At 42.4% G+C, this 25,007-nt stretch carries 21 protein-coding genes; 20 read left to right on the top strand and 1 reads right to left on the bottom strand.

The window, feature by feature from the left end; all coding sequences use genetic code 11:
* Window positions 1-19 precede the first annotated feature (19 nt).
* The 10 genes from KB197_RS10125 to KB197_RS10080 all read left to right on the top strand — a co-directional run bounded on the left by KB197_RS10125 (window position 20) and on the right by KB197_RS10080 (window position 9,448).
* Complete coding sequence (locus tag KB197_RS10125; protein WP_004262018.1) at window positions 20-151, top strand: teichoic acid D-Ala incorporation-associated protein DltX; 132 nt, start codon at window positions 20-22, stop codon at window positions 149-151.
* A 20-nt stretch (window positions 152-171) separates the two neighbouring features.
* Window positions 172-1,722 carry a D-alanine--poly(phosphoribitol) ligase subunit DltA gene (gene dltA, locus KB197_RS10120; protein ID WP_064276802.1) on the top strand — a complete coding sequence of 517 codons (1,551 nt, stop codon included), beginning with the start codon at window positions 172-174 and terminating at the stop codon, window positions 1,720-1,722.
* Entirely contained in the window at window positions 1,719-2,963 is a 1,245-nt protein-coding gene (dltB, locus tag KB197_RS10115) for a D-alanyl-lipoteichoic acid biosynthesis protein DltB (RefSeq protein ID WP_212573728.1), read from the top strand. Before dltA ends, dltB begins: the two co-directional genes overlap by 4 nt.
* Before the next feature lie 12 nt (window positions 2,964-2,975).
* Window positions 2,976-3,215, top strand: a complete 240-nt coding sequence (dltC, locus tag KB197_RS10110) for a D-alanine--poly(phosphoribitol) ligase subunit DltC (protein ID WP_000351967.1) — start codon at window positions 2,976-2,978, stop codon at window positions 3,213-3,215.
* Window positions 3,208-4,476 carry a D-alanyl-lipoteichoic acid biosynthesis protein DltD gene (dltD, locus tag KB197_RS10105; RefSeq protein WP_064276800.1) on the top strand — a complete coding sequence of 423 codons (1,269 nt, stop codon included), beginning with the start codon at window positions 3,208-3,210 and terminating at the stop codon, window positions 4,474-4,476. Before dltC ends, dltD begins: the two co-directional genes overlap by 8 nt.
* Window positions 4,477-4,628: 152 nt before the next feature.
* A complete protein-coding gene (gene adcR / locus KB197_RS10100) occupies window positions 4,629-5,069 on the top strand; it encodes a zinc-dependent transcriptional regulator AdcR (RefSeq protein WP_001249308.1) in 441 nt (146 codons plus the stop codon).
* The gene (locus KB197_RS10095) at window positions 5,069-5,773 is read left to right on the top strand and encodes a metal ABC transporter ATP-binding protein (protein WP_001269496.1); all 705 of its coding nucleotides are present in this window, start codon (window positions 5,069-5,071) and stop codon (window positions 5,771-5,773) included. The genes adcR and KB197_RS10095 overlap by 1 nt, the downstream gene beginning before the upstream one ends.
* Window positions 5,766-6,572 carry a metal ABC transporter permease gene (locus KB197_RS10090; RefSeq protein WP_000950030.1) on the top strand — a complete coding sequence of 269 codons (807 nt, stop codon included), beginning with the start codon at window positions 5,766-5,768 and terminating at the stop codon, window positions 6,570-6,572. The genes KB197_RS10095 and KB197_RS10090 overlap by 8 nt, the downstream gene beginning before the upstream one ends.
* A 9-nt stretch (window positions 6,573-6,581) precedes the next feature.
* Window positions 6,582-8,087, top strand: coding sequence for a zinc ABC transporter substrate-binding lipoprotein AdcA (adcA, locus tag KB197_RS10085; RefSeq protein WP_064276799.1), 1,506 nt, complete (start codon window positions 6,582-6,584; stop codon window positions 8,085-8,087).
* Between the two features lie 476 nt (window positions 8,088-8,563).
* Window positions 8,564-9,448: an SPFH domain-containing protein gene (locus tag KB197_RS10080; RefSeq protein ID WP_004235732.1), complete on the top strand. Its 885-nt coding sequence runs from the start codon at window positions 8,564-8,566 to the stop codon at window positions 9,446-9,448.
* A 273-nt stretch (window positions 9,449-9,721) separates the two neighbouring features.
* Here KB197_RS10080 and KB197_RS10075 read toward each other — a convergent pair whose 3' ends face one another.
* A complete protein-coding gene (locus KB197_RS10075) occupies window positions 9,722-11,809 on the bottom strand; it encodes a GH92 family glycosyl hydrolase (protein ID WP_064276798.1) in 2,088 nt (695 codons plus the stop codon).
* 170 nt (window positions 11,810-11,979) lie between these two features.
* Here KB197_RS10075 and KB197_RS10070 point away from each other — a divergent pair, with 170 nt between their 5' ends.
* The 10 genes from KB197_RS10070 (at window position 11,980) to KB197_RS10025 (ending at window position 24,902) form a co-directional block, all read left to right on the top strand.
* Window positions 11,980-13,260 (top strand): glycoside hydrolase family 125 protein, encoded by a 1,281-nt coding sequence (locus tag KB197_RS10070; RefSeq protein WP_064276797.1) that lies wholly within the window; start codon window positions 11,980-11,982, stop codon window positions 13,258-13,260.
* Window positions 13,261-13,358: 98 nt separating this feature from the next.
* Window positions 13,359-16,004 carry an alpha-mannosidase gene (locus KB197_RS10065; RefSeq protein ID WP_064276796.1) on the top strand — a complete coding sequence of 882 codons (2,646 nt, stop codon included), beginning with the start codon at window positions 13,359-13,361 and terminating at the stop codon, window positions 16,002-16,004.
* An 83-nt stretch (window positions 16,005-16,087) separates the two neighbouring features.
* Entirely contained in the window at window positions 16,088-16,957 is an 870-nt protein-coding gene (locus KB197_RS10060; protein WP_064276856.1) for an ROK family protein, read from the top strand.
* On the top strand, window positions 16,951-18,831 hold the full coding sequence (locus tag KB197_RS10055; protein ID WP_064276795.1) for a beta-N-acetylhexosaminidase: 1,881 nt from the start codon (window positions 16,951-16,953) through the stop codon (window positions 18,829-18,831). The genes KB197_RS10060 and KB197_RS10055 overlap by 7 nt, the downstream gene beginning before the upstream one ends.
* 210 nt (window positions 18,832-19,041) lie before the next feature.
* Window positions 19,042-19,971, top strand: a complete 930-nt coding sequence (locus tag KB197_RS10050; RefSeq protein ID WP_001032152.1) for an ABC transporter permease — start codon at window positions 19,042-19,044, stop codon at window positions 19,969-19,971.
* Between the two features lie 13 nt (window positions 19,972-19,984).
* Window positions 19,985-20,908, top strand: coding sequence for a carbohydrate ABC transporter permease (locus tag KB197_RS10045; RefSeq protein WP_000818353.1), 924 nt, complete (start codon window positions 19,985-19,987; stop codon window positions 20,906-20,908).
* A 103-nt stretch (window positions 20,909-21,011) separates the two neighbouring features.
* Window positions 21,012-22,496 carry an ABC transporter substrate-binding protein gene (locus KB197_RS10040; RefSeq protein ID WP_064276794.1) on the top strand — a complete coding sequence of 495 codons (1,485 nt, stop codon included), beginning with the start codon at window positions 21,012-21,014 and terminating at the stop codon, window positions 22,494-22,496.
* A gap of 232 nt (window positions 22,497-22,728) precedes the next feature.
* On the top strand, window positions 22,729-23,418 hold the full coding sequence (locus tag KB197_RS10035; protein WP_064276793.1) for a CPBP family intramembrane glutamic endopeptidase: 690 nt from the start codon (window positions 22,729-22,731) through the stop codon (window positions 23,416-23,418).
* A gap of 69 nt (window positions 23,419-23,487) precedes the next feature.
* A complete protein-coding gene (locus tag KB197_RS10030) occupies window positions 23,488-23,784 on the top strand; it encodes a bacteriocin immunity protein (protein ID WP_064276792.1) in 297 nt (98 codons plus the stop codon).
* Between the two features lie 131 nt (window positions 23,785-23,915).
* Entirely contained in the window at window positions 23,916-24,902 is a 987-nt protein-coding gene (locus KB197_RS10025; RefSeq protein ID WP_064276791.1) for a rhodanese-related sulfurtransferase, read from the top strand.
* Window positions 24,903-25,007: the final 105 nt, after the last annotated feature.

The raw sequence follows: 25,007 nt of genomic DNA, 5'->3' as shown, positions 1-25,007 counted from the left end.
AAATGAATGGTTTTTCTTGATGAAACAGAGAAAAGAATTGTACCTCTTTTTTGGTCGGACAGCCTTGTATTTTATTATCTTTCTAGGGCTACTTTACTTTTTTAGCTATCTTGGTCAGGGTCAAGGAAGCTTTATCTATAATGAATTTTAACTTGAAGGAGAATCCTTATTATGTCAAATAAACCAATAGTAGATATGATTGAAACTATTGAGCATTTTGCTCAGACCCAGCCTAGCTATCCTGTTTACAATGTTTTGGGGCAGGAACACACTTATGGAGATTTGAAAGCTGATTCGGATAGTTTGGCTGCAGCCATTGACCAACTAGGCTTGCCTGAGAAGTCTCCTGTGGTTGTTTTTGGAGGCCAAGAGTATGAGATGTTGGCAACTTTTGTAGCGCTGACTAAGTCAGGTCATGCCTACATTCCAATTGATAGCCATTCGGCTTTGGAGCGAGTTTCAGCTATTTTAGAAGTAGCGGAGCCAAGTTTGATTATTGCCATCTCAGATTTTCCATTGGAGCAGGTTTCTACGCCAATGATGACTCTAGCTCAGGCTCAAGAAGCCTTTGTTCAAGGGACAAGCTATGAGATCACGCATCCAGTCAAGGGCGATGATAACTACTACATTATCTTTACTTCTGGTACAACTGGTAAGCCTAAGGGAGTGCAGATTTCACATGATAACCTCCTCAGCTTTACCAACTGGATGATTACGGACAAGGAATTTGCGACGCCAAGTCGTCCGCAAATGCTGGCTCAGCCCCCTTATTCTTTTGACTTGTCTGTCATGTACTGGGCACCGACATTAGCACTTGGTGGTACACTTTTCGCTCTTCCTTCAGCTATTACTCAGGACTTTAAGCAACTCTTTGCGACCATCTTTTCATTGCCAATCGCTATCTGGACATCAACCCCTTCTTTTGCGGATATGGCCATGTTGTCTGAAGACTTTAATAGTAAGAAAATGCCTGGAATCACGCATTTCTACTTTGATGGCGAAGAATTGACGGTTAAAACAACTCAAAAACTGCGCGAGCGTTTCCCAAATGCCCGTATTATCAATGCTTACGGCCCAACAGAAGCGACAGTGGCCCTGTCAGCAGTTGCCGTGACAGATGAGATGCTAGCGACTCTCAAACGTCTACCAATCGGCTATACCAAGGCTGATTCTCCAACCTTTATCATTGACGAGGAAGGAAATAAACTGCCAAATGGCGAACAGGGAGAAATCATTGTTTCTGGACCAGCTGTTTCAAAAGGATATATGAACAATCCTGAAAAAACAGGGGAAGCCTTCTTTGAGTTTGAAGGTCTACCAGCCTACCATACAGGAGATGTGGGAACTATGACAGATGAAGGCTTGCTTCTCTACGGAGGACGCATGGACTTCCAGATTAAGTTTAACGGTTACCGCATTGAGTTAGAAGATGTCTCTCAAAATCTTAACAAGTCTCGCTATATTGAGTCTGCTGTCGCTGTTCCGCGCTATAACAAAGACCACAAGGTGCAAAATCTATTGGCCTATGTCATCTTAAAAGATGGTGTTCGTGAGCAGTTTGAGCGTGATATCGATATTACTAAGGCCATCAAGGAAGATTTGACAGACATCATGATGTCCTACATGATGCCGTCTAAATTCCTTTACCGAGACAGTTTGCCACTGACTCCAAATGGAAAAATTGATATCAAAGGATTGATTAATGAGGTAAATAGGAGATGATGGAGTTCTTTAAACAGCTTCCTCATTTAGAGCCATACGGCAATCCTCAGTATTTTGTCTATGTGATTGTTGCAACCTTGCCCATCTTTATCGGCCTCTTTTTCAAGAAACGCTTTGCCTGGTACGAGGTATTGGTTAGTCTCTTCTTTATCGTTACCATGCTGGTAGGTGGGAAGACTAATCAATTGGCTGCCTTGGGCATTTATCTGTGCTGGGAAATATTGCTCTTGCTTTTCTATAAGCACTATCGAAAAAGTAAGGATGGTAAGTGGGTTTTCTACCTAGTTAGTTTTCTGTCCCTACTGCCGATTATCTTTGTCAAGGTGCAGCCAGCTATCAATGGAACGCAGTCTTTGCTTGGCTTTTTGGGTATTTCTTACCTGACCTTTCGTTCGGTTGGGATTATCATCGAGCTGAGAGATGGAGTGATTAAGGATTTTACCCTCTGGGAATTCCTCCGTTTTCTTCTCTTCATGCCGACTTTTTCAAGTGGTCCAATCGATCGCTTTAAGCGTTTTAATGAAAATTATCAGACCATTCCTGAGCGGGATGAGTTGATGGATATGCTGGATGAATCTGTTCGCTATATTATGTGGGGATTTTTGTACAAGTTTATCCTAGCTCATGTTTTAGGAGAAACTTTACTATCTCCTCTGAAGAATCTAGCCCTGCAGTCAGGTGGCTTCTTTAACCCCTATGCTTTAGCGGTTATGTATACCTTTGGTATGGAGCTCTTCTTTGACTTTGCAGGTTACTCTATGTTTGCCTTGGCCATTTCAAATTTGATGGGAATCCGTAGCCCCATCAACTTTAACAAGCCCTTTTTATCAAGGGATTTAAAAGAGTTTTGGAATCGTTGGCACATGAGTCTCTCTTTCTGGTTCCGTGACTTTGTCTTTATGCGAATGGTGATGGTGTTGACCAGAAAGAAGGTCTTTAAGAATCGCAATGTAACCTCAAGCGTGGCCTATATTGTAAATATGCTGATTATGGGATTTTGGCACGGTGTGACCTGGTACTATATCGCCTATGGACTCTTTCATGGGATTGGACTGGTTATCAATGACGCTTGGATTCGCAAGAAAAAAACGCTCAATAAGGAACGGAAAAAAGCAGGGAAGCCTGCTCTACCTGAGAATCGCTGGATTCAGTTGCTTTGCATGGTTGTCACCTTCCATGTCGTCATGCTGTCATTCTTGATCTTTTCTGGATTTTTGAATGATTTATGGTTTAAAAAATAAAGGAAATAAAATATGGATATCAAATCAGAAGTTATCGAAATTATTGATGAGTTGTTTATGGAAGATGTTTCTGACATGATGGATGAAGATCTTTTTGATGCAGGTGTTTTAGATAGTATGGGAACGGTTGAATTGATTGTGGAGATTGAAAACCGTTTTGACATTCGTGTCCCTGTAACAGAGTTTGGTCGCGACGACTGGAATACAGCCAATAAAATCATAGCTGGTATTGTGGAGCTACAAAATGCTTAAACGCTTATGGATGATCTTCGGACCGGTCTTGATAGCTGGTTTGTTGGTTTTTCTGCTCATTTTCTTTTATCCTACTGAGATGCATCATAATCTAGGAGCTGAAAAGCGTTCAGCGGTGGCTACTACTATCGATAGTTTTAAGGAGCGAAGTCAAAAGGTCAGAGCCCTATCTGATCCAAATATGCGTTTTGTTCCCTTCTTTGGCTCTAGTGAATGGCTTCGTTTTGACGGTGCTCATCCTGCGGTATTAGCTGAGAAATACAATCGCTCCTACCGTCCTTATCTTTTAGGACAGAGGGGAGCTGCTTCACTTAATCAGTATTTTGGGATGCAACAGATGTTGCCACAGCTAGAGAATAAACAAGTTGTGTATGTTATCTCACCTCAGTGGTTCAGTAAAAATGGCTATGAGCCAGCAGCTTTCCAGGAATATTTTAATGGAGACCAGTTGACCAGTTTTCTGGAACATCAATCTGGAGATCAGGCTAGTCAATATGCAGCGACTCGCTTACTACAGCAGTTTCCCAACGTAGCTATGAAGGATCTGGTTCAGAAGTTGGCAAGTAAAGAAGAATTGTCGTCTTCAGACAATGAAATGATTGAATTATTGGCTCGGTTTAATGAACGTCAAGCTTCCTTTTTTGGTCAGTTTTCAGTTAGAGGCTATGTCAATTATGATAAGCATGTGGGTAGATATTTAAAAACCTTACCAGATCAGTTTTCTTATCAAGCCATAGAAGATATTGTTAAAGCAGATGCCGAAAAGAATACTTCTAATAATGATTTAGGAATGGAAAATTATTTCTATAATACGCAGATTAAGAAGGATTTGAAGAAATTAAAGGATTCTCAGAAAAACTTTACCTATCTCAAGTCGCCAGAATATAATGACTTGCAGTTGGTTTTAACACAGTTTTCTAAATCCAAGGTAAACCCGATTTTTATCATTCCACCTGTTAATAAAAAATGGATGGACTATGCTGGTTTACGAGAGGATATGTACCAACAAACGGTGCAGAAGATTCGCTACCAGTTAGAAAGTCAAGGGTTTACCAATATAGCAGATTTTTCTAAGGACGGTGGGGAAGCTTTCTTTATGAAGGATACCATTCACCTTGGTTGGTTAGGTTGGTTGGCATTTGACAAGGCCGTTGATCCTTTCCTATCCAATCCCACACCAGCTCCGACTTACCATCTGAATGAGCGCTTTTTCAGTAAAGACTGGGCGACTTACGATGGAGATGTCAAGGAATTTCAATAGATAATAGTATGGAAGAGTTCAAGAATGAAACTGGTTTTCACGTTTTTTCTTGACTCTTTTTTTGGTTGTGATATAATTAACCAGTAAATAATTTTTCAAAGAATAGTATTTTTCCCTTAAAAAAGAGAAGTCCAAAAGGAAAGGAGTCAGATATGAGACAGCTAGCTAAGGATATCGATGCTTTTTTGAATGAGGTGATTTTGCAGGCGGAAAATCAGCATGAAATCCTAATAGGTCATTGTACTAGCGAGGTGGCCCTGACCAATACCCAGGAGCATATTCTCATGCTCTTGTCAGAGGAATCTTTAACAAATTCAGAATTGGCGCGTCGCCTCAATGTCAGTCAGGCAGCAGTTACCAAGGCCATTAAGTCTTTGGTCAAGGAAGGGATGTTGGAAACATCTAAAGATCCGAAGGATGCGCGTGTGATTTTTTATCAATTGACTGATTTGGCTCGCCCAATTGCTGAGGAGCACCACCATCACCATGAGCATACACTTTTAACCTATGAACAAGTGGCGACTCAGTTTACTCCAAATGAACAAAAAGTGATCCAGCGGTTTTTGACTGCTTTAGTAGGAGAAATCAAATAATGAGATATATTACGGTAGAGGATTTATCCTTCTATTATGATAAGGAGCCCGTTCTTGAACATATCAATTATAGTGTTGATAGTGGGGAATTTGTTACCTTGACGGGGGAGAATGGGGCAGCTAAGACGACACTGATCAAGGCCAGTCTTGGAATCCTTCAGCCACGCATTGGTAAGGTGACCATTTCAAAGACAAATACACAGGGTAAGAAATTGAGAATAGCCTACCTTCCTCAACAGATTGCCAGTTTTAATGCGGGTTTTCCAAGTACGGTTTACGAATTTGTCAAGTCGGGTCGTTATCCACGAAAAGGCTGGTTCCGTCGCTTGAATGCTCATGATGAGGAGCATATCAAGGCTAGTCTGGATTCAGTTGGCATGTGGGAACACCGAGACAAACGCTTGGGGTCTCTATCTGGAGGACAAAAGCAGCGAGCGGTGATTGCGCGTATGTTTGCTTCTGACCCAGATGTGTTTATCCTAGATGAGCCGACAACAGGAATGGATGCAGGAAGTAAAAATGAATTTTACGAACTCATGCACCACAGCGCCCATCATCATGGCAAGGCTGTTTTGATGATTACCCATGACCCTGAAGAAGTTAAGGATTATGCGGATCGCAATATTCATCTAGTCCGTAACCAAGACTCGCCATGGCGTTGTTTCAATGTTCATGAGAATGATCAGGAGGTGGGCCATGCTTAGTTTATTATCTTATGACTTTATGCAGCGTGCCTTTCTGGCCGTTATTGCCATGAGTCTTTTCTCGCCGGTATTGGGAACCTTCCTTATCTTGCGCCGTCAGAGTTTGATGAGTGATACCCTCAGCCACGTCTCGCTTTCAGGTGTAGCCTTTGGTCTGGTACTAGGGATTTCTCCGACTATTTCCACTATTGCTATTGTCTTGATTGCGGCGGTCTTTTTGGAGTATCTCCGTACGGTTTACAAGAGCTTTATGGAAATCGGGACAGCTATCCTCATGTCGACAGGTCTGGCTGTTTCTCTGATTGTCATGAGTAAGGGTAAAAGCTCGAGTTCAATGAGTTTGGACCAGTATCTTTTTGGTTCAATCGTGACTATCAGCGAAGAGCAGGTTATTTCCCTCTTTGTCATTGCGGCGGTTGTTTTGATTTTGACCTTCCTCTTCCTTCGTCCGATGTATATCTTGACCTTTGATGAGGATACGGCCTTTGTGGATGGCTTGCCTGTTCGTACCATGTCCATTCTTTTTAACATGGTGACGGGGGTGGCCATTGCCCTTATGATTCCAGCTGCGGGAGCTCTTCTGGTATCGACCATTATGGTCTTGCCAGCCAGTATTGCCCTTCGTCTAGGGAAAAACTTTAAATCGGTTATGCTGCTTGCCAGTGCTATTGGATTTTTGGGAATGGTAGCAGGACTTTACATTTCCTACTATGCAGAAACACCTGCAAGTGCAAGTATTACCATTATTTTTGTAACTGTCTTTTTACTTATTAGTTTAGTAAGACGTTTTATCAAATAGGAGACTAACGTGAAAAAAATTAGCTTATTGTTCGCCAGTCTATGTGCCTTGTTTTTAGTGGCTTGTTCCAATCAAAAGCAGGCAGATGGCAAACTAAATATTGTGACAACCTTTTACCCTGTCTATGAATTTACCAAGCAAGTCGCAGGAGATACTGCTAATGTAGAACTCCTCATCGGTGCTGGTACAGAACCCCATGAATATGAACCGTCTGCCAAGGCAGTTGCCAAAATCCAAGACGCAGATACTTTCGTTTATGAAAATGAAAACATGGAAACATGGGTACCTAAATTGCTAGATACCTTGGATAAGAAAAAGGTGAAAACCATCAAGGCGACAGGCGATATGTTGCTTTTGCCAGGTGGTGAGGAAGAAGAGGGCGACCATGACCATGGCGAAGAAGGCCATCACCATGAGTACGATCCCCATGTTTGGTTATCACCGGTTCGTGCCATTAAACTAGTAGAGCACATCCGTGATAGCTTATCAGCAGATTATCCTGATAAAAAAGAGACCTTTGAGAAGAATGCAGCTGCCTATATCGAAAAATTGCAAGCCTTGGATAAGGCTTATGCAGAAGGTTTGTCTCAAGCCAAACAAAAGAGCTTTGTAACGCAACACGCAGCCTTTAACTATCTCGCCTTGGACTATGGGCTAAAACAAGTCGCAATCTCAGGCCTTTCTCCAGATGCCGAGCCATCAGCTGCTCGCTTGGCAGAATTGACAGAGTATGTCAAGAAAAATAAAATTGCCTATATCTACTTTGAAGAAAATGCTTCACAGGCCCTTGCTAACACACTTTCAAAAGAGGCAGGTGTTAAAACAGATGTCCTTAATCCTTTAGAAAGTCTGACAGAAGAGGACACCAAGGCTGGAGAAAATTACATCTCCGTGATGGAGAAAAATCTCAAGGCTTTGAAACAAACAACGGACCAAGAAGGCCCAGCAATCGAGCCTGAAAAGGCAGAGGATACCAAGACAGTCCAAAATGGTTACTTTGAGGATGCAGACGTCAAGGACCGTACCTTGAGTGACTATGTAGGTAACTGGCAATCAGTTTATCCTTTCCTTGAAGATGGCACGTTTGACCAAGTCTTTGACTACAAGGCTAAGTTGACTGGTAAGATGACTCAGGCTGAGTACAAGGTCTACTATACAGAAGGCTATCAGACAGATGTGACTAAGATTAACATTACTGATAACACTATGGAATTTGTTCAAGGTGGACAAAGTAAGAAATATACTTATAAGTATGTTGGAAAGAAAATCTTGACTTATAAGAAAGGCAATCGTGGTGTGCGCTTCCTCTTTGAAGCGACAGATGCTGATGCTGGACAATTCAAGTATGTTCAGTTTAGTGACCATAATATCGCCCCAGTTAAGGCAGAACATTTCCATATCTTCTTTGGAGGCACAAGCCAAGAAGTCCTCTTTGAAGAAATGGATAACTGGCCAACCTACTACCCAGATAACCTATCTGGCCAAGAAATCGCCCAAGAAATGTTGGCACATTGATGAGAAACCGACTAGTTCATAAGAGCTAGTCGGTTTTTGGATACTAGATGGTAACTTCATTATAGACCTTTCAGATACCTAAGGAACGTAATCGGTAACCGATGACAAAAATAGTATACACATCAAATTTAGATTATCAACATTGATTAATGCTTGAACTATTGGAGTGCGGTTCACTTCAATGATGTTTTTTGTGAGTCTTTTAAAGGGATTAACCGTTACTTGTTTCGTTTCTATGTCCACGACTTGTAAAGCTCAGATAGTATGTTGATAATCAACGGAGTTAGAGAGAACTAGCATGGTAGACCTAATTCTTTACCAGTTGTTTTAGCAAGAGATTAGGCGACAATGTGACAATTCACCTCTAATTATTGACATTTCAGGAAAAATCGCAGTAAAAACTGCACAGCCTTCTTTAAATGTGCTATAATACAGGAAAAATAATGATGGAGGTCACGATAATGGCAACATTTTTGATGATTTTTGTGGTGGTTTGTGTGCTCCTATTGGTGATAGTCACACTGAGTACAGTTTATGTGGTTCGTCAGCAGTCGGTGGCGATTATTGAACGCTTTGGGAAATACCAAAAGGTTGCCAATAGCGGCATTCATATTCGCTTGCCTTTTGGGATTGACTCGATTGCAGCACGAATCCAGTTACGCTTGTTGCAAAGCGATATTGTAGTTGAGACTAAGACAAAGGACAATGTGTTCGTTATGATGAATGTGGCGACCCAGTACCGTGTCAATGAGCAGAGCGTGACAGATGCTTACTATAAACTCATGCGTCCAGAATCTCAGATTAAATCTTATATCGAAGATGCTCTTCGCTCTTCTGTTCCCAAATTAACCTTGGATGAATTGTTTGAGAAAAAAGATGAGATTGCCCTTGAAGTTCAACATCAAGTAGCAGAAGAAATGACTACTTACGGTTATATTATCGTGAAAACTTTGATTACCAAGGTCGAACCAGATGCAGAAGTCAAGCAATCCATGAATGAAATCAATGCAGCGCAACGCAAGCGGGTCGCAGCGCAAGAATTGGCGGAAGCTGATAAGATTAAAATCGTCACTGCAGCTGAAGCCGAAGCAGAAAAGGACCGCCTTCATGGTGTGGGGATTGCCCAACAACGTAAGGCGATTGTGGATGGCTTAGCAGAGTCTATCACCGAACTCAAGGAAGCCAATGTTGGCATGACAGAAGAACAAATCATGTCCATCCTCTTGACCAACCAGTATTTGGATACTTTGAATACCTTTGCCTCTAAAGGAAATCAAACTATCTTTTTACCAAATACGCCAAATGGTGTGGATGATATCCGTACACAAATCTTGTCAGCTCTACGTGCTGAGAAGAAATAATAGACTAAAGAGCCTGGAGTCAGGCTCTTTTTAGTGTTCGTGAGAGATAAGTTTTAGCTTAAGTAAGACTATTCACAAAAGTTACTAACAGGTTGTGGATAAGTGTGGATAATTTCTGATTATTTTAGTGATAATTCTTATTTGTGTGACCAATTTAGTAACTTTTGAGGACTATAAAGTAGTTTTAATTACTGCAACTCAAGAGTTAAGCACAGTTTGGGATAGTTATTCACAGATTGTGGATAACCTTGGGGATTGCAGATTTTTTATTATTTAGCGATGACTTGGTAACCAGCTGAGGGTGAAGGTTAGTTGTTCAGCTTTTAAGAGGTTTTGGTGTTGAATAGTTGATACGAGTGTTTTATCCAGTCGGCATTCTTTTACAAAGTTAAAATGGCTGTGGTTTTGCTCAGTATGAATATCTAGCCATTTATCTTCTTTAGCTAGATAGACTCGGAGGTGGTCAAAGATAGGGATTCCGAGGTCATAGCTTGGTTTTCCTGGACAGGTCGGATAAAAACCGAGAGCTGACCAGATGTACCAAGCTGAGAGACTGCCATTGTCTTCATCACCAGGATAGGCTTCCCAACTTGGGTGAAAGGCCTTCTGACGGAGCGTCTTGATGAGAAGGGCAGTGTAGTCAGGGTAATCGCTGTAACGGAATAGATAAGGAATGTGGAAACTCGGCTGGTTGGAAATGGCTATTTGTCCAAAAGGAGCACTAGCCATTTCGCTCATTTCGTGAATCTCGTAACCATAGCCTGTTGTCTCAAAGAGGGGAGCATCTTGACAGGTTTTCAAAAGATAGTTGCTAAAGACTTCTTTTCCACCCATAAGCTGGATTAAGTCTGGGATGTCGTGGAGGACGCCTAAAGTTGCTTGGATGGCAGAGCATTCGGCATAATCACGTCCCCAACTATAAGGAGAGAAGTCAGGGCGGAAGTTGCCTTGAACATCACGCGCTCGCATGTAACCTGTCTCAGCGTCAAATAGATGGCAGTAATTTTGTGATGCGGACTTGTAGGTTTCAGCGGTGTCTATTTTCCCTAGTTTTTCAGCACAGCTTGCGATACAAAAGTCACTATAGGCATAGTCTAGGGTGTGGCTGACGCTTTCGTGGTGGTCGGTAGAGAGGTAGCCTAGTTCTTGGTATTGGGCTAGTCCGTGACGGCCATTGATGCCGAGAGGGTCGGACTTGCTGGCTGTTTCAAGCATGGCTTGGAGGAGCTCTTCTTCTAGGTCAGGGGCCATGTCCTTGCAGGCACTATCTGCGATAATACCGTCCAATAGAGTGCCAGGCATTATGCCACGTTCATCTGGGGCCAGCCATTTTGGAAGAAAACCAGTATCGCGGTAGCTATTGAGGAAACCTTCTAAAAAGCGGTGGTAGTGTTCTGGTATGATAAGGGCAAAGAGGGGGAAGGTGGTGCGGAAGGTATCCCAGAAGCCATTGTTGCTAAAGAGGACACCGGGCTTGGCAGTTCCAGTAGCCAAATCTTTGTGGATGGCTTGTCCTGATTCATCAACCTCATAAAAAGTCTGAGGGAAGAGGAAGAGTCTGTAAAGGCAGTGATCAAAGAAGGTTCGGTCAGCCTCTCCTGTCTCTATAATGTCAAAACGATGGAGGAGATTTTCCCAATCTTTTTGTGCACTTGCTTTGCAGTTATCGAAGTCTTGTTGAGGTAGATTAAGCAGTGCTTGAGAAGGAGAGATGAAAGAAGTCGCTAGCTGGATTTCAGCATGACTATCTGTCAGGTCAATTCGCCAGTCTCCACCTTCTTGGCTAACAGCAAGAATATTCGTATTCATTTGCAGGGCAGTGAACATAGCTAGTGGATTTTTGTTGGTTTCAGTTTTACCTTCTTGTCGCAGGGCAAGAGTTCGCTTATCTACTTGCTCTACTGTCAGTTCATCTGCTGCGTGAAGATAGAGGGAGAGGACTTTGCCTTGCTTTTGTTCCAAACGAATAGAAGCACCGTAGCAAGTCGGTGTGAGCTGGCTTTCAATCTGATAGCGCAGGGAGAAAATTTTCAGATAATGAGGTTGGAAAGAGGCCTTATCCATATCATAGGAAGACTGACGATGGAAGAGGCTGTCTCCACCTAGCTGGCCTGTGACAGGTGTCAGAAGGAGCCAAGAGTAGTCGCCAATCCAAGGGCTGGGCTGGTGGGTTAATCGAATCCCCTGAAAGATAGGCAGATGCGGATCGAAAAACCAAGAGCCCTCCTGGTCACTGGTCTGGGGTACAAAGTAATTCATCCCAAAAGGAAGGCCTGTGTATGGCATGGTATTTCCCCGAGAAAAGGCATGCTTGCTGGCAGTTCCAAAGCGGGTATCGATGCTTTCAAGTAGTGGTTTCATAGTCTTTCCTTTAGCTGTTTTTCTACATTATATCAGAAAAAGATAGCCTTTAGAAAAGGAGCTTCAAAGATAACTATTTTGTAGAAAAATGACTATCATTTGTGTATGTATTTTCTGTCTCAAAAGCTATATACTGAAAATGAAACTTGTTTGAAAGAGGATACTGCACGATGATTTATTCGAAAGAAATTGTTAGAGAATGGCTAGATGAAGTGGCAGAGAGGGCTAAGGACCATCCAGAGTGGGTGGATGTTTTCGAGCGTTGCTATACAGACACCTTGGACAATACGGTTGAAATCCTAGAAGATGGTTCAACCTTTGTGCTCACAGGAGATATTCCTGCTATGTGGCTTCGGGATTCGACAGCCCAACTCAGACCCTACCTGCATGTGGCTAAAAGAGATGCCCTCCTGCGTCAGACCATTGCAGGTTTAGTCAAACGTCAGATGACCTTGGTGCTCAAGGATCCTTATGCCAACTCCTTCAACATTGAGGAAAACTGGAAGGGGCACCACGAGACCGACCACACAGACCTTAATGGCTGGATTTGGGAACGTAAGTATGAGGTGGACTCGCTTTGCTATCCTTTGCAGCTGGCTTATCTCCTCTGGAAAGAGACTGGCGAGACTAGTCAGTTTGATGAGACTTTTGTCACAGCTACTAAGGAAATTCTTCATCTGTGGACGGTAGAACAAGACCACAACAATTCTCCTTATCGTTTTGTCCGAGATACGGACCGTAAGGAAGACACCTTGGTAAATGATGGATTTGGCCCTGACTTTGCAGTGACAGGTATGACCTGGTCAGCTTTTCGTCCGAGTGATGACTGCTGTCAGTATAGTTACTTGATTCCGTCAAATATGTTTGCTGTAGTAGTCTTGGGTTATGTGCAAGAGATCTTCGCAGCATTAAACCTAGCTGATAGCTCGAGCATTATCACAGATGCTAAGCGCCTCCAGTCTGAAATCCAAGAAGGAATCGAAAACTACGCTTACACCACCAACAGCAAGGGCGAAAAGATTTATGCCTTTGAAGTAGATGGTTTGGGAAATGCTAGTATTATGGATGATCCAAACGTACCAAGTCTGTTGGCTGTACCTTATCTGGGCTACTGCGATATTGACGACGAAGTCTATCAAGCAACTCGTCGTACCATTCTGAGCCCTGAAAATCCATACTTCTACCAAGGAGAATACGCTAGCGGTCTCGGAAGTTCTCATACCTTCTATCGCTATATTTGGCCTATCGCCCTTTCTATCCAAGGATTGACAACGACAGATAAGGCAGAGAAGAAATTCTTGCTGGATCAGCTGGTTGCTTGTGATGGGGGGACAGGTGTCATGCACGAAAGCTTCCACGTGGATGACCCAACTCTTTATTCTCGTGAATGGTTCTCTTGGGCCAACATGATGTTCTGTGAATTGGTCTTGGATTACTTGGATATCCGCTAAGGATCACGCTTTCGCTCAATTGATTCTTGGAAAGAATCACAAATTTACATTTAAAATGTTAACAATAAAAATTTAAATTTAGAATGAGGTTTTACTTCATGGAAAATGTTGTCGTACATATTATCTCACATAGTCACTGGGACCGTGAGTGGTACTTGCCTTTTGAAAGCCACCGTATGCAGTTGGTGGAACTATTTGACAATCTCTTTGATCTCTTTGAAAATGACCCTGAGTTCAAGAGCTTCCACTTGGATGGTCAAACCATTGTCCTTGATGACTACTTGGAGATTCGCCCTGAAAATCGCGACAAAGTCCAACGATACATCGACGAAGGCAAACTTAAAATTGGTCCTTTTTACATCTTGCAAGATGACTACTTGATTTCAAGTGAAGCCAATGTCCGTAATACTCTTATCGGTCAGCAGGAGGCTGCAAAATGGGGCAAATCTACTCAGATTGGTTACTTCCCAGATACCTTTGGAAATATGGGGCAAGCGCCTCAAATCCTTCAAAAATCAGGTATTCACGTGGCAGCCTTTGGTCGTGGTGTGAAACCGATTGGTTTTGATAACCAAGTCCTCGAAGATGAGCAGTTTACTTCTCAATTTTCAGAAATGTACTGGCAGGGTGCGGACGGAAGTCGTGTCCTCGGTATCCTCTTTGCCAACTGGTACAGTAATGGGAATGAAATTCCAGTTGATAAAGACGAGGCCTTGACCTTCTGGAAACAAAAACTGGCAGATGTGCGTGACTACGCTTCGACCAACCAGTGGTTGATGATGAACGGCTGTGACCATCAGCCTGTCCAGAAAAATTTGAGTGAAGCCATTCGTGTGGCAAATGAACTCTTCCCAGATGTAACCTTTGTTCATAGTTCTTTTGATGAATATGTCCAAGCCGTGGAAAGTGCCCTACCAGAGCAATTATCAACGGTTACAGGTGAGTTGACCAGTCAGGAAACAGACGGCTGGTACACACTTGCCAACACTTCTTCATCTCGTATTTATCTCAAACAAGCCTTCCAAGAAAATAGCAACCTCCTAGAGCAAGTTGTAGAACCCTTGACGATTATCACTGGGGGTCATAACCACAAGGACCAGTTGACCTATGCTTGGAAAACTCTTTTGCAAAATGCGCCACATGATAGTATCTGTGGCTGTAGCGTGGACGAAGTTCACCGTGAGATGGAAACTCGTTTTGCCAAGGTTAACCAAGTCGGAACCTTTGTTAAGAGCAATCTTCTTAATGAGTGGAAGGGTAAAATCGCTACAGCTAAGGCTCAAAGCGACTATCTCTTTACTGTCATTAACACAGGCTTGCATGATAAGGTTGATACTGTCAGCACAGTGATTGATGTGGCGACTTGTGATTTCAAGGAATTGCACCCAACAGAAGGTTACAAGAAGATGGCTGCTCTTACCTTGCCAAGCTACCGTGTGGAGGACTTGGATGGGCGTCCTGTAGAGGCTAAAATCGAAGACCTCGGAGCTAATTTTGAGTACGATTTACCAAAAGATAAGTTCCGCCAAGCTCGTATTGCTCGACAAGTGCGCGTGACCATTCCAGTTCACCTAGCGCCTCTTTCTTGGACAACCTTCCAATTGCTGGAAGGAGAACAAGAACACCGCGACGGTATTTACCAAAACGGAGTGATTGATACGCCATTTGTAACGGTGAGTGTGGATGACAACATCACAGTCTATGACAAGACAACTCACGAAGCCTATGAAGATTTTATCCGCTTCGAAGACCGTGGGGATATCGGAAATGAGTATATCTATTTCCAACCAAAAGGAACAGAGCCAATCTTTGCAGAGCTTAAGGGCTACGAGGTCTTAGAAAACACAGCTCGCTATGCTAAGATTTTGCTCAAACATGAATTGACCGTGCCTGTCAGTGCGGATGAAAAGCTAGAAGAAGAGCAAAAAGGCATCATCGAGTTTATGAAGCGTGAAGCTGGACGTTCAGAAGAATTGACAAGCATTCCTCTTGAAACTGAGATGACTATCTTCGTTGATAATCCACAAATCCGCTTTAAAACTCGCTTTACCAACACTGCCAAAGACCACCGTATCCGTCTCTTGGTCAAGACTCACAACACGCGTCCAAGCAATGATTCTGAAAGCATTTATGAGGTGGTGACACGACCAAACAAACCAGCTGCTTCATGGGAAAATCCTGAAAATCCTCAACACCAACAAGCCTTTGTTAGTCTGTATGACGATGAAAAAGGTGTGACTGTATCCAACAAGGGATTGAATGAATACGAAATCCTTGGAGACGACACCATTGCAGTGACTATTTTGCGTGCATCAGGTGAGCTAGGTGACTGGGGTTACTTCCCAACACCAGAAGCACAATGTTTGCGTGAGTTTGAAGTCGAGTTTGCGCTTGAATGCCACCAAGTCCAAGAACGCTTCTCAGCTTTCCGTCGTGCTAAAGCCTTGCAGACACCGTTTACCAGCCTTCAGCTTGCTAGACAGGAAGGAAGCGTGGCTGCGACTGGTAGCCTCTTGAGCCATTCTGTTCTCAGCATACCGCAAATCTGTCCAACAGCCTTTAAGGTAGCTGAAAATGAAGAAGGCTATGTTCTTCGCTACTACAATATGTGTAGTGAAAATGTGCGTGTACCGGAAAGTCAACATCTCTTCCTGGACCTACTGGAACGACCATACCCAGTTCATAGAGGCCTCATTTCACCACAAGAGATTCGTACAGAATTCATCAAAAAAGAAGAAATTTAATTTCAACAAGTAAACATAAAAAGAAAGGAGGGGCGAAAAGGTAAGAACTAACTGCTGATTCGCCCCTTTTTATGGTAAAAACAATGACCATTGCAACGATTGATATCGGAGGGACTGGGATTAAGTTTGCCAGTCTGACTCCTGATGGGAAAATACTAGATAAGACAAGCATTCCAACGCCAGAAAGTTTGGAGGACTTACTATCTTGGCTAGATCAACGTTTGTCAGAACAGGATTATAGCGGGATTGCTATGAGCGTTCCAGGCGCGGTCAATCAAGAGACAGGTGTGATTGATGGCTTCAGTGCGGTGCCCTACATTCACGGATTTTCTTGGTATGAGGCGATTAGCTCTTATCAGATTCCTGTCCATCTGGAAAATGATGCCAACTGCGTTGGACTCAGTGAATTACTGGCTCATCCAGAACTTGAAAATGCAGCCTGTGTCGTGATTGGGACAGGGATTGGCGGAGCCATGATTATCAATGGTAGACTTCATCGAGGTCGCCACGGCCTGGGTGGAGAATTTGGCTACATGACCACCCTTGCCCCTGCTGAAAAGCTCAACAACTGGTCGCAACTAGCGTCAACTGGAAATATGGTGCGATACGTGATTGAAAAATCTGGTCAGACTGACTGGGACGGTCGCAAGATTTACCAAGAAGCTAAAGAAGGTAATACCCTTTGTCAAGAAGCTATTGAGCGCATGAATCGTAATCTGGCGCAAGGCTTGCTCAATATTCAGTATCTGACTGATCCAGATGTCATTAGCCTGGGAGGCTCTATCAGTCAAAATCCAGATTTCATCCAAGGTGTTAAGAAGGCTGTTGAAGACTTTGTTGCTACCTACGAAGAATACACGGTCGCACCTCTTATCCAAGCTTGTACCTATCATGCAGATGCCAATCTCTATGGTGCCCTTGTCAACTGGTTACAGGAGGAAAATCAATGGTAAGATTTACAGGACTTAGTCCCAAACAACATCAAGCTATAGAGTTGCTTCAAAAGCACATTTCTCTACCAGATGTGGAAGTAGCTGTCGCTCAGTCTGACCAAGCCTCTATCTCTATCAAGGGTGAGGGTGGCCATTATCAACTAACTTATCGCAAATCTCACCAATTTTATCGTGCCTTGTCCTTGTTGGTAACAGCTCTAGCAGAAGGTGATAAAGTAGAGATAGAAGAACAAGCAGCTTATGAAGATTTAGCCTACATGGCAGACTGTTCGAGAAATGCGGTGCTGAATGTGGCTTCTGCCAAGCAGATGGTTGAGGTCTTGGCTCTCATGGGCTACTCAACCTTTGAGCTCTACATGGAAGACACTTACCAGATTGAAGGGCAGCCTTACTTTGGCTATTTCCGCGGTGCTTATTCAGCAGAGGAGTTGCAGGAAATCGAAGCTTATGCCCAGCAGTTTGACATGACCTTTGTTCCTTGCATCCAGACCTTGGCCCACTTGTCAGCCTTCGTTAAATGGGGTGTCAAAGAAGTGCAGGAGCTCCGTGATGTAGAGGACATTCTTCTTATCGGCGAAGAAAAGGTTTATGACCTGATTGATGGCATGTTTGCTACTCTATCTAAATTGAAGACTCGCAAGGTCAATATCGGGATGGACGAAGCCCACTTGGTTGGTTTGGGACGCTACTTGATTCTGAACGGTGTTGTGGATCGTAGTCTCCTCATGTGCCAACACTTGGAGCGCGTGCTGGATATTGCTGACAAATATGGTTTCCACTGCCAGATGTGGAGCGATATGTTCTTTAAACTTATGTCAGCAGATGGACAGTACGACCGTGATGTGGAAATTCCAGAGGAAACTCGTGTCTACCTAGACCGTCTCAAAGACCGAGTGACTTTGGTTTACTGGGACTATTATCAGGATAGCGAGGAAAAATACAATCGCAACTTCCACAACCATCATAAGATTAGTCATGACCTTGCCTTTGCAGGTGGTGCTTGGAAGTGGATTGGTTTCACACCCAACAACCATTTCAGTCGTCTCATCGCTCTTGAAGCCAATAAAGCCTGTCGTGCCAATAACATCAAAGAAGTCATTGTGACGGGTTGGGGGGACAATGGTGGGGAAACAGCCCAGTTTTCTATTCTACCAAGCTTGCAAATCTGGGCAGAACTCAGCTATCGCAATGACATAGACCGACTGTCTGCTCATTTCCAGACCAATACTGGTCTATCGGTTGAGGACTTTATGCAGATTGACCTAGCCAACCTTTTACCAGACCTACCAGGCAATCTCAGTGGCATCAATCCTAACCGCTATGCCTTTTATCAGGATATTCTGTGTCCGCTCCTTGACCGACACATGACACCTGAACAGGACAAGCCGCACTTCGCTCAGGCTGCTGAGACGCTTGCTAACATTAAAGAAAAAGCTGGCAACTATGCCTACCTTTTTGAAACTCAGGCCCAGTTGAATCAGATTTTAAGTAGCAAAGTGGACGTGGGACGACGCATTCGTCAGGCCTATCAAATAAACGATAAGGAAAGTCTGCAAGAAATCGCCAGACAAGAATTACCAGAACTCAGAAGCCAAATTGAAGACTTCCATGCCCTCTTTAGCCACCAATGGCTGAAAGAAAACAAGGTCTTTGGCTTGGATACGGTCGATATCCGTATGGGCGGGCTCTTGCAACGCATTAAGCGAGCAGAAAGTCGCATCGAGGCTTATCTGGCTGGCCAGCTTGACCGTATTGATGAGTTAGAAGTGGAAATCCTGCCATTTACTGATTTTTACGTAGACAAGGACTTCGCAGCCACAACAGCCAACCAGTGGCATACCATTGCGACAGCTTCAACCATTTACACGACATAAAAAAACAAGAACACCTTGCCTTGAGCAGGGTGTTTCTCGTGAAACATCCCATTCTTAAAAAGTACTCCACATAAAATAATTTGTGGAGTTTTTTCTATAATTAGTAGTTTAACCTAACCTTCAAATAGGAGTATACTAATAATGTAATCGTTATCAAAAGTCTAAAAAGGAATTTTTAGATGGATATCAAAATAAAAAAGGGAGGAAATTATGAATAAGTTTTCAAAAACCTTGAGAGACAACTGGATCTTTCTCTTGATGGTTTTGCCAGGGGCACTCTGGTTGATTCTATTCTTCTACATTCCAGTATTTGGGAACGTGGTTGCCTTTAAAGACTACCACATGACCAGTAATGGATTCATAGATAGTATCGTGAATAGTAAATGGGTCGGACTCGATAATTTCAGATTCTTATTTAGTTCAAAAGACGCCTTTATCATTACTCGAAATACTGTCCTCTACAATCTCGGCTTTATCTTTATCGGTTTGATTGTATCAGTAGGGATTGCCATCATCCTCAGTGAACTCCGTTCTAAGAGAATGGTTAAGATCTTCCAAACTTCCATGTTGTTCCCTTACTTCCTGTCTTGGGTTATCATCAGTTTCTTTACAGATGCCTTCCTAAACATTGATAAAGGGGTGTTCAACCATTTCCTAGAATCTATCGGAATGAAGGAAATCAATTTCTACGCTGATTTGGGTATCTGGCCATATCTCCTACTTTTCCTAGGTATTTGGAAAGGCTTTGGATATAGCAGTGTCATGTACTATGCGACAATCATGGGAATTGATCCAACCTACTACGAAGCAGCGACAGTGGATGGGGCCAGCAAATGGCAACGAATTCGCAATGTAACTATTCCGCAGTTGACACCATTGGTAACCGTATTGACCATCCTTGCAGTAGGAAATATCTTCCGTGCAGACTTTGGTCTCTTCTACCAGATCCCCCACAATGCTGGTCAGCTTTATAACGTAACCAACGTCTTGGACGTATATGTTTATAATGGTTTGACTCAGACAGCGGATATCGGGATGGCTTCAGCGGCAGGTCTCTACCAATCAGTAGTCGGCTTGATTCTGGTTATCCTATCAAACTTACTTGCAAGACGAGTTGATCCAAACTCAGCCTTGTTCTAGAAAGGAGGAGAATATGGCAGAAAAGAAAATTAAAAAAGAAAAAATTGATAATGTCGGCATTCACTCCTTCAGTAAGAAAGCAGATATCTTCTTTAGTACCATTTCTGGTTTGGTTGCCCTCTCTTGTATCCTACCCTTTGTATTCGTTATCGTTATTTCGGTGACAGATGAAAAGAGTATCCTCCAAAATGGATACAGCTTCTTCCCATCTCAATTTGGATTAGACGGTTTTGAATTTTTGGCACAGTTTAAGGATAAAATCCTCCAAGCCCTCTTCATCTCAGTCTTTGTAACAGTGGTGGGGACTATCACAAACGTTTTTATCACAACAACCTATGCCTACGCTATCTCACGGACAACCTTTAAGTATCGCAGATTCTTTACGATTTTTGCCCTTCTTAGTATGTTGTTCAATGCTGGTTTGGTACCGGGCTATATCGTGGTAACTCGTTTACTTCAACTTGGTGATACAGTTTGGGCCTTGATTGTTCCAATGCTTCTCTCACCATTTAACATCATCTTGATGCGTTCCTTCTTCAAGAAGACCATTCCAGAAGCTATTCTAGAATCCGCTCGTATCGATGGTGCTAGTGAGGCCCGGATTTTCTTCCAAATTTGTTTGCCATTGTCACTACCAGGTATCGCAACCATCACGCTCTTGACAGCTCTTGGTTTCTGGAATGACTGGTTCAACGCCCTTCTTTACATCAAGAGTGACAACTTGTATCCATTGCAATATTTGCTCATGCAAATCCAGCAAAATATGGACTACATCGCCAAAGCAGTCGGCCTATCTGGTCAACTGGGAGTTGCTCTTCCAAAAGAAACAGGTCGTATGGCCATGGTTGTGGTCGCAACCCTTCCAATCGCGATTTTGTATCCATTCTTCCAACGCTACTTTGTAAAAGGTTTGACTATCGGTGGTGTGAAAGAATAGTGCTTGTCGAGAAAAAACATTTCTCATTTTCCAACTTCCCTTGCGTGAAGTTAAAATCATTATATTGTTTATAAGTTTAAAAATAAAAAAAGGAGTTTTTGTCATGAAAAACTGGAAAAAATATGCTTTTGCATCTGCTAGCGTAGTCGCTTTGGCTGCTGGTCTCGCTGCTTGTGGAAACCTTTCAGGTAACAGCAAAAAAGCTGCTGACTCAGCTTCAGGTGAAAAAACTGTTATCAAAATGTACCAAATCGGTGACAAACCAGATAACTTGGATGAATTGCTAGAAAATGCTAACAAAATCATCGGTGAAAAAGTTGGTGCTAAATTGGATATCCAATATCTTGGATGGGGTGACTATGATAAGAAAATGTCAGTTATCACATCATCTGGTGAAAACTACGATATCGCCTTTGCATCTAACTATGTTGTAAATGCTCAAAAAGGTGCCTATGCTGACTTGACTGACTTGTATAAGAAAGAAGGGGCAGAGCTTTATAAAGCACTTGACCCAGCTTACATCAAGGGTAATACTGTAAACGGTAAAATTTACGCTGTTCCAGTTGCAGCCAACGTTGCGTCATCTCAAAACTTCGCCTTCAACGGAACTCTTCTTGCTAAATACGGTATCGACATTTCAGGTGTAAACTCATATGAAACACTTGAACCAGTCTTGAAACAAATCAAAGAAAAAGCTCCAGATGTAGTGCCATTTGCGGTTACTAAGAACTTCATCCCATCCGATAACTTTGACTACCCAGTTCCAAATGGACTTCCATTCGTTATCGACCTTGAAGGGGACACTACTAAGATTGTAAACCGTTACGAAGTGCCTCGCTTTAAAGAACACTTGAAGACTCTTCACAAATTCTATGAAGCTGGATACATTCCAAAAGACGTAGCAACAAGCGATACTTCATTTGACCTTCAACAAGATACTTGGTTCGTTCGTGAAGAAACAGTAGGACCAGCTGACTACGGTAACAGCTTGCTTTCACGTGTTGCTAACAAAGATATCCAAATCAAACCAATCACTAACTTCATCAAGAAAAACCAAACAACACAAGTTGCTAACTTTGTTATCTCAAACAACTCTAAGAACAAAGAAAAATCAATGGAAGTGTTGAACCTCTTGAACACTAACCCAGAACTCTTGAATGGTCTTGTATACGGTCCAGAAGGCAAGAACTGGGAAAAACTTCCAGGTAAAGAAAACCGTGTTAAAGTCCTTGATGGCTACAAAGGAAACACTCACATGGGTGGATGGAACACAGGTAACAACTGGATCCTTTACATCAACGAAAACGTTACAGACCAACAAATCGAAGATTCTAAGAAACAATTGGCAGAAGCTAAAGAATCTCCAGCGCTTGGATTCATCTTTAACACTGACAATGTGAAATCTGAAATCTCAGCAATCTCTAACACAATGCAACAATTCGATACAGCTATCAACACTGGTACTGTAGACCCAGATAAAGCTATTCCAGAATTGATGGAAAAATTGAAATCTGAAGGTGCTTACGATAAAGTATTGAACGAAATGCAAAAACAATATGATGAATTCTTGAAAAACAAAAAATCATAAGATCAATTGATTTCGTGTATTCATTCCTAATTCCTAAAAACTGAATCACTGTTTTCCTCAGGCTTATCTGGGGGAGGCAGTGATTTTTTGAAACGAGAGCATAGATATCTATGTTATTTTATCACTATTTAACCATTCAGGAAATCTCAAGTACCATTTAGGATTTTGAGTAAGGATTTAGGAAAATATAGCTTATATTAGAGATGTATCGAGTTTACAAAGGAGAGTTCATATGAAGAAGTATCAACTTCTATTCAAAATAAGTGCAGTTTTCTCTTACTTATTTTTCGTATTTGGTCTTTCTCATCTGACGCTTATTGTTCAAAATTATTGGCAATTTTCTTCCCAGATTGGCAATTTCGTCTGGATTCAAAATCTCTTGAGTTTGCTATTTAGCGGAGTCATGATTTGGATTCTGTTTAAGACAGGGCACGGCTATCTTTTTCGCATTCCGAGAAAAAAATGGCTTTGGTATTCGATTTTGACAGTACTAGTGGTAGTGCTCCAGATCTCTTTTAACGTTCAGACAGCTAAACATGTTCAGTCAACTGCTGAAGGTTGGGCTGTATTGATCGGTTATAGTGGGACCAACTTTGCTGAGCTAGGTATCTATATAACTTTGTTCTTTCTGACTCCACTTATGGAAGAGCTAATCTATAGAGGATTACTGCAACACGCCTTTTTTAAGCATTCGAGATTTGGCCTTGATTTGCTTCTTCCGTCAATTTTATTTGCTCTTCCTCATTTTTCAAGCCTGCCTAGTTTGTTAGATATCTTCGTTTTTGCAACATCTGGCACCATCTTTGCTAGTTTGACCCGCTATACCAAGAGCTTTTATCCTTCCTATACGGTGCATGTGATTAATAATATTTTCGCAACATTACCATTTTTGCTGACTTTTTTACAGAGAGTGTTTGGGTAAAATATTGGTACGAGAGTTAGGAATGATAGTTTATCAAATTTATAAGTGAGTTTCAGGAGGAAAATGAGTATGACACCATTAAAATGGTTTGCAGGAGGAAGCGAAAGACGTTGTGAAGCCATGACTATCATAGATAACCTACTGGAAGGTATAAACAATACGCCTCAACTTGCTCCTTTGAAAAATCAGTTAGTGAGTTATAAAAGACGATTAGAGGACGATGGGACCTCTACTCCATTTATTTTGAGTCAAATGAACGTTGACTTTGCGCGCGTATTGATTGATAACAAGCTAAGTTTATCAGAAAGTCAAGCTGAGCAGATCAAAAAATTGAGAGAATTATCTGCTATTCGCTATGGTTACTGATGAAGTGCAGGGACAGGCCACTTTCTACAATTTCCAGTCAAATAAATTGCATTCGTTTTCTCAAGCAGGTATACTAGTATAGTTAGATGAAAAATTCTGAAAATTTAAGAATAGAAAAGAGAACAAATCTTATGGCAAAAGATATTCGTGTCTTACTTTACTACCTTTACACTCCAATTGAAAATGCAGAGCAATTTGCTGCAGACCACTTGGCTTTCTGTAAATCAATCGGCCTTAAAGGCCGTATCCTAGTCGCTGACGAGGGAATTAACGGAACAGTTTCAGGGGATTATGAGACAACTCAAAAATACATGGACTACGTTCACAGCCTCCCAGGCATGGAAGACCTCTGGTTCAAGATTGACGAAGAAAGTGAACAAGCCTTCAAGAAGATGTTTGTTCGCTACAAGAAAGAGATTGTCCACCTTGGTTTGGAAGACAACGACTTTGACAACGACATCAACCCACTTGAAACAACAGGTGCCTACTTGTCTCCAAAAGAGTTCAAAGAAGCCCTTCTTGACGAAGATACCGTTGTCCTTGACACACGTAACGATTATGAGTATGACCTAGGACATTTCCGTGGGGCTATCCGCCCAGATATCCGCAACTTCCGTGAGTTGCCACAGTGGGTTCGTGATAATAAGGAAAAATTCATGGACAAGCGCGTCGTGGTTTACTGTACAGGTGGTGTTCGCTGTGAGAAATTCTCAGGCTGGATGGTCCGTGAAGGCTACAAAGATGTCGGCCAATTGCACGGAGGAATTGCAACTTACGGTAAAGACCCAGAAGTCCAAGGTGAACTTTGGGATGGGAAAATGTACGTCTTTGACGAGCGTATTGCCGTAGATGTTAACCATGTCAACCCAACTATCGTAGGAAAAGACTGGTTTGATGGAACACCATGTGAACGTTATGTCAACTGTGGAAATCCATTCTGTAACCGTCGTATCTTGACATCAGAAGAAAATGAAGACAAGTACCTTCGTGGATGCTCACACGAATGCCGTGTTCACCCACGTAACCGCTATATTTCAGAAAATGAATTGACACAAGCAGAAGTTGTCGAGCGCCTAACCGCTATCGGTGAAAGCTTGGATCAAGTAGCTACTGTATAAGATCAAACAGTCCTTAGGGGCTGTTTTTCTATGCTTTTTACTCAAAAATCTAAAGTTTGTTTCTGTATCTTTCAGAAAAATAGGGTATACTATATGTAAACGATT

It is taken from the genome of Streptococcus sp. 11-4097, from assembly GCF_018215285.2.
GTDB lineage: Bacteria > Bacillota > Bacilli > Lactobacillales > Streptococcaceae > Streptococcus.
Note: the sequence above shows the minus strand (reverse complement) of the source record. Positions and strands in the feature narration are given on the sequence as shown.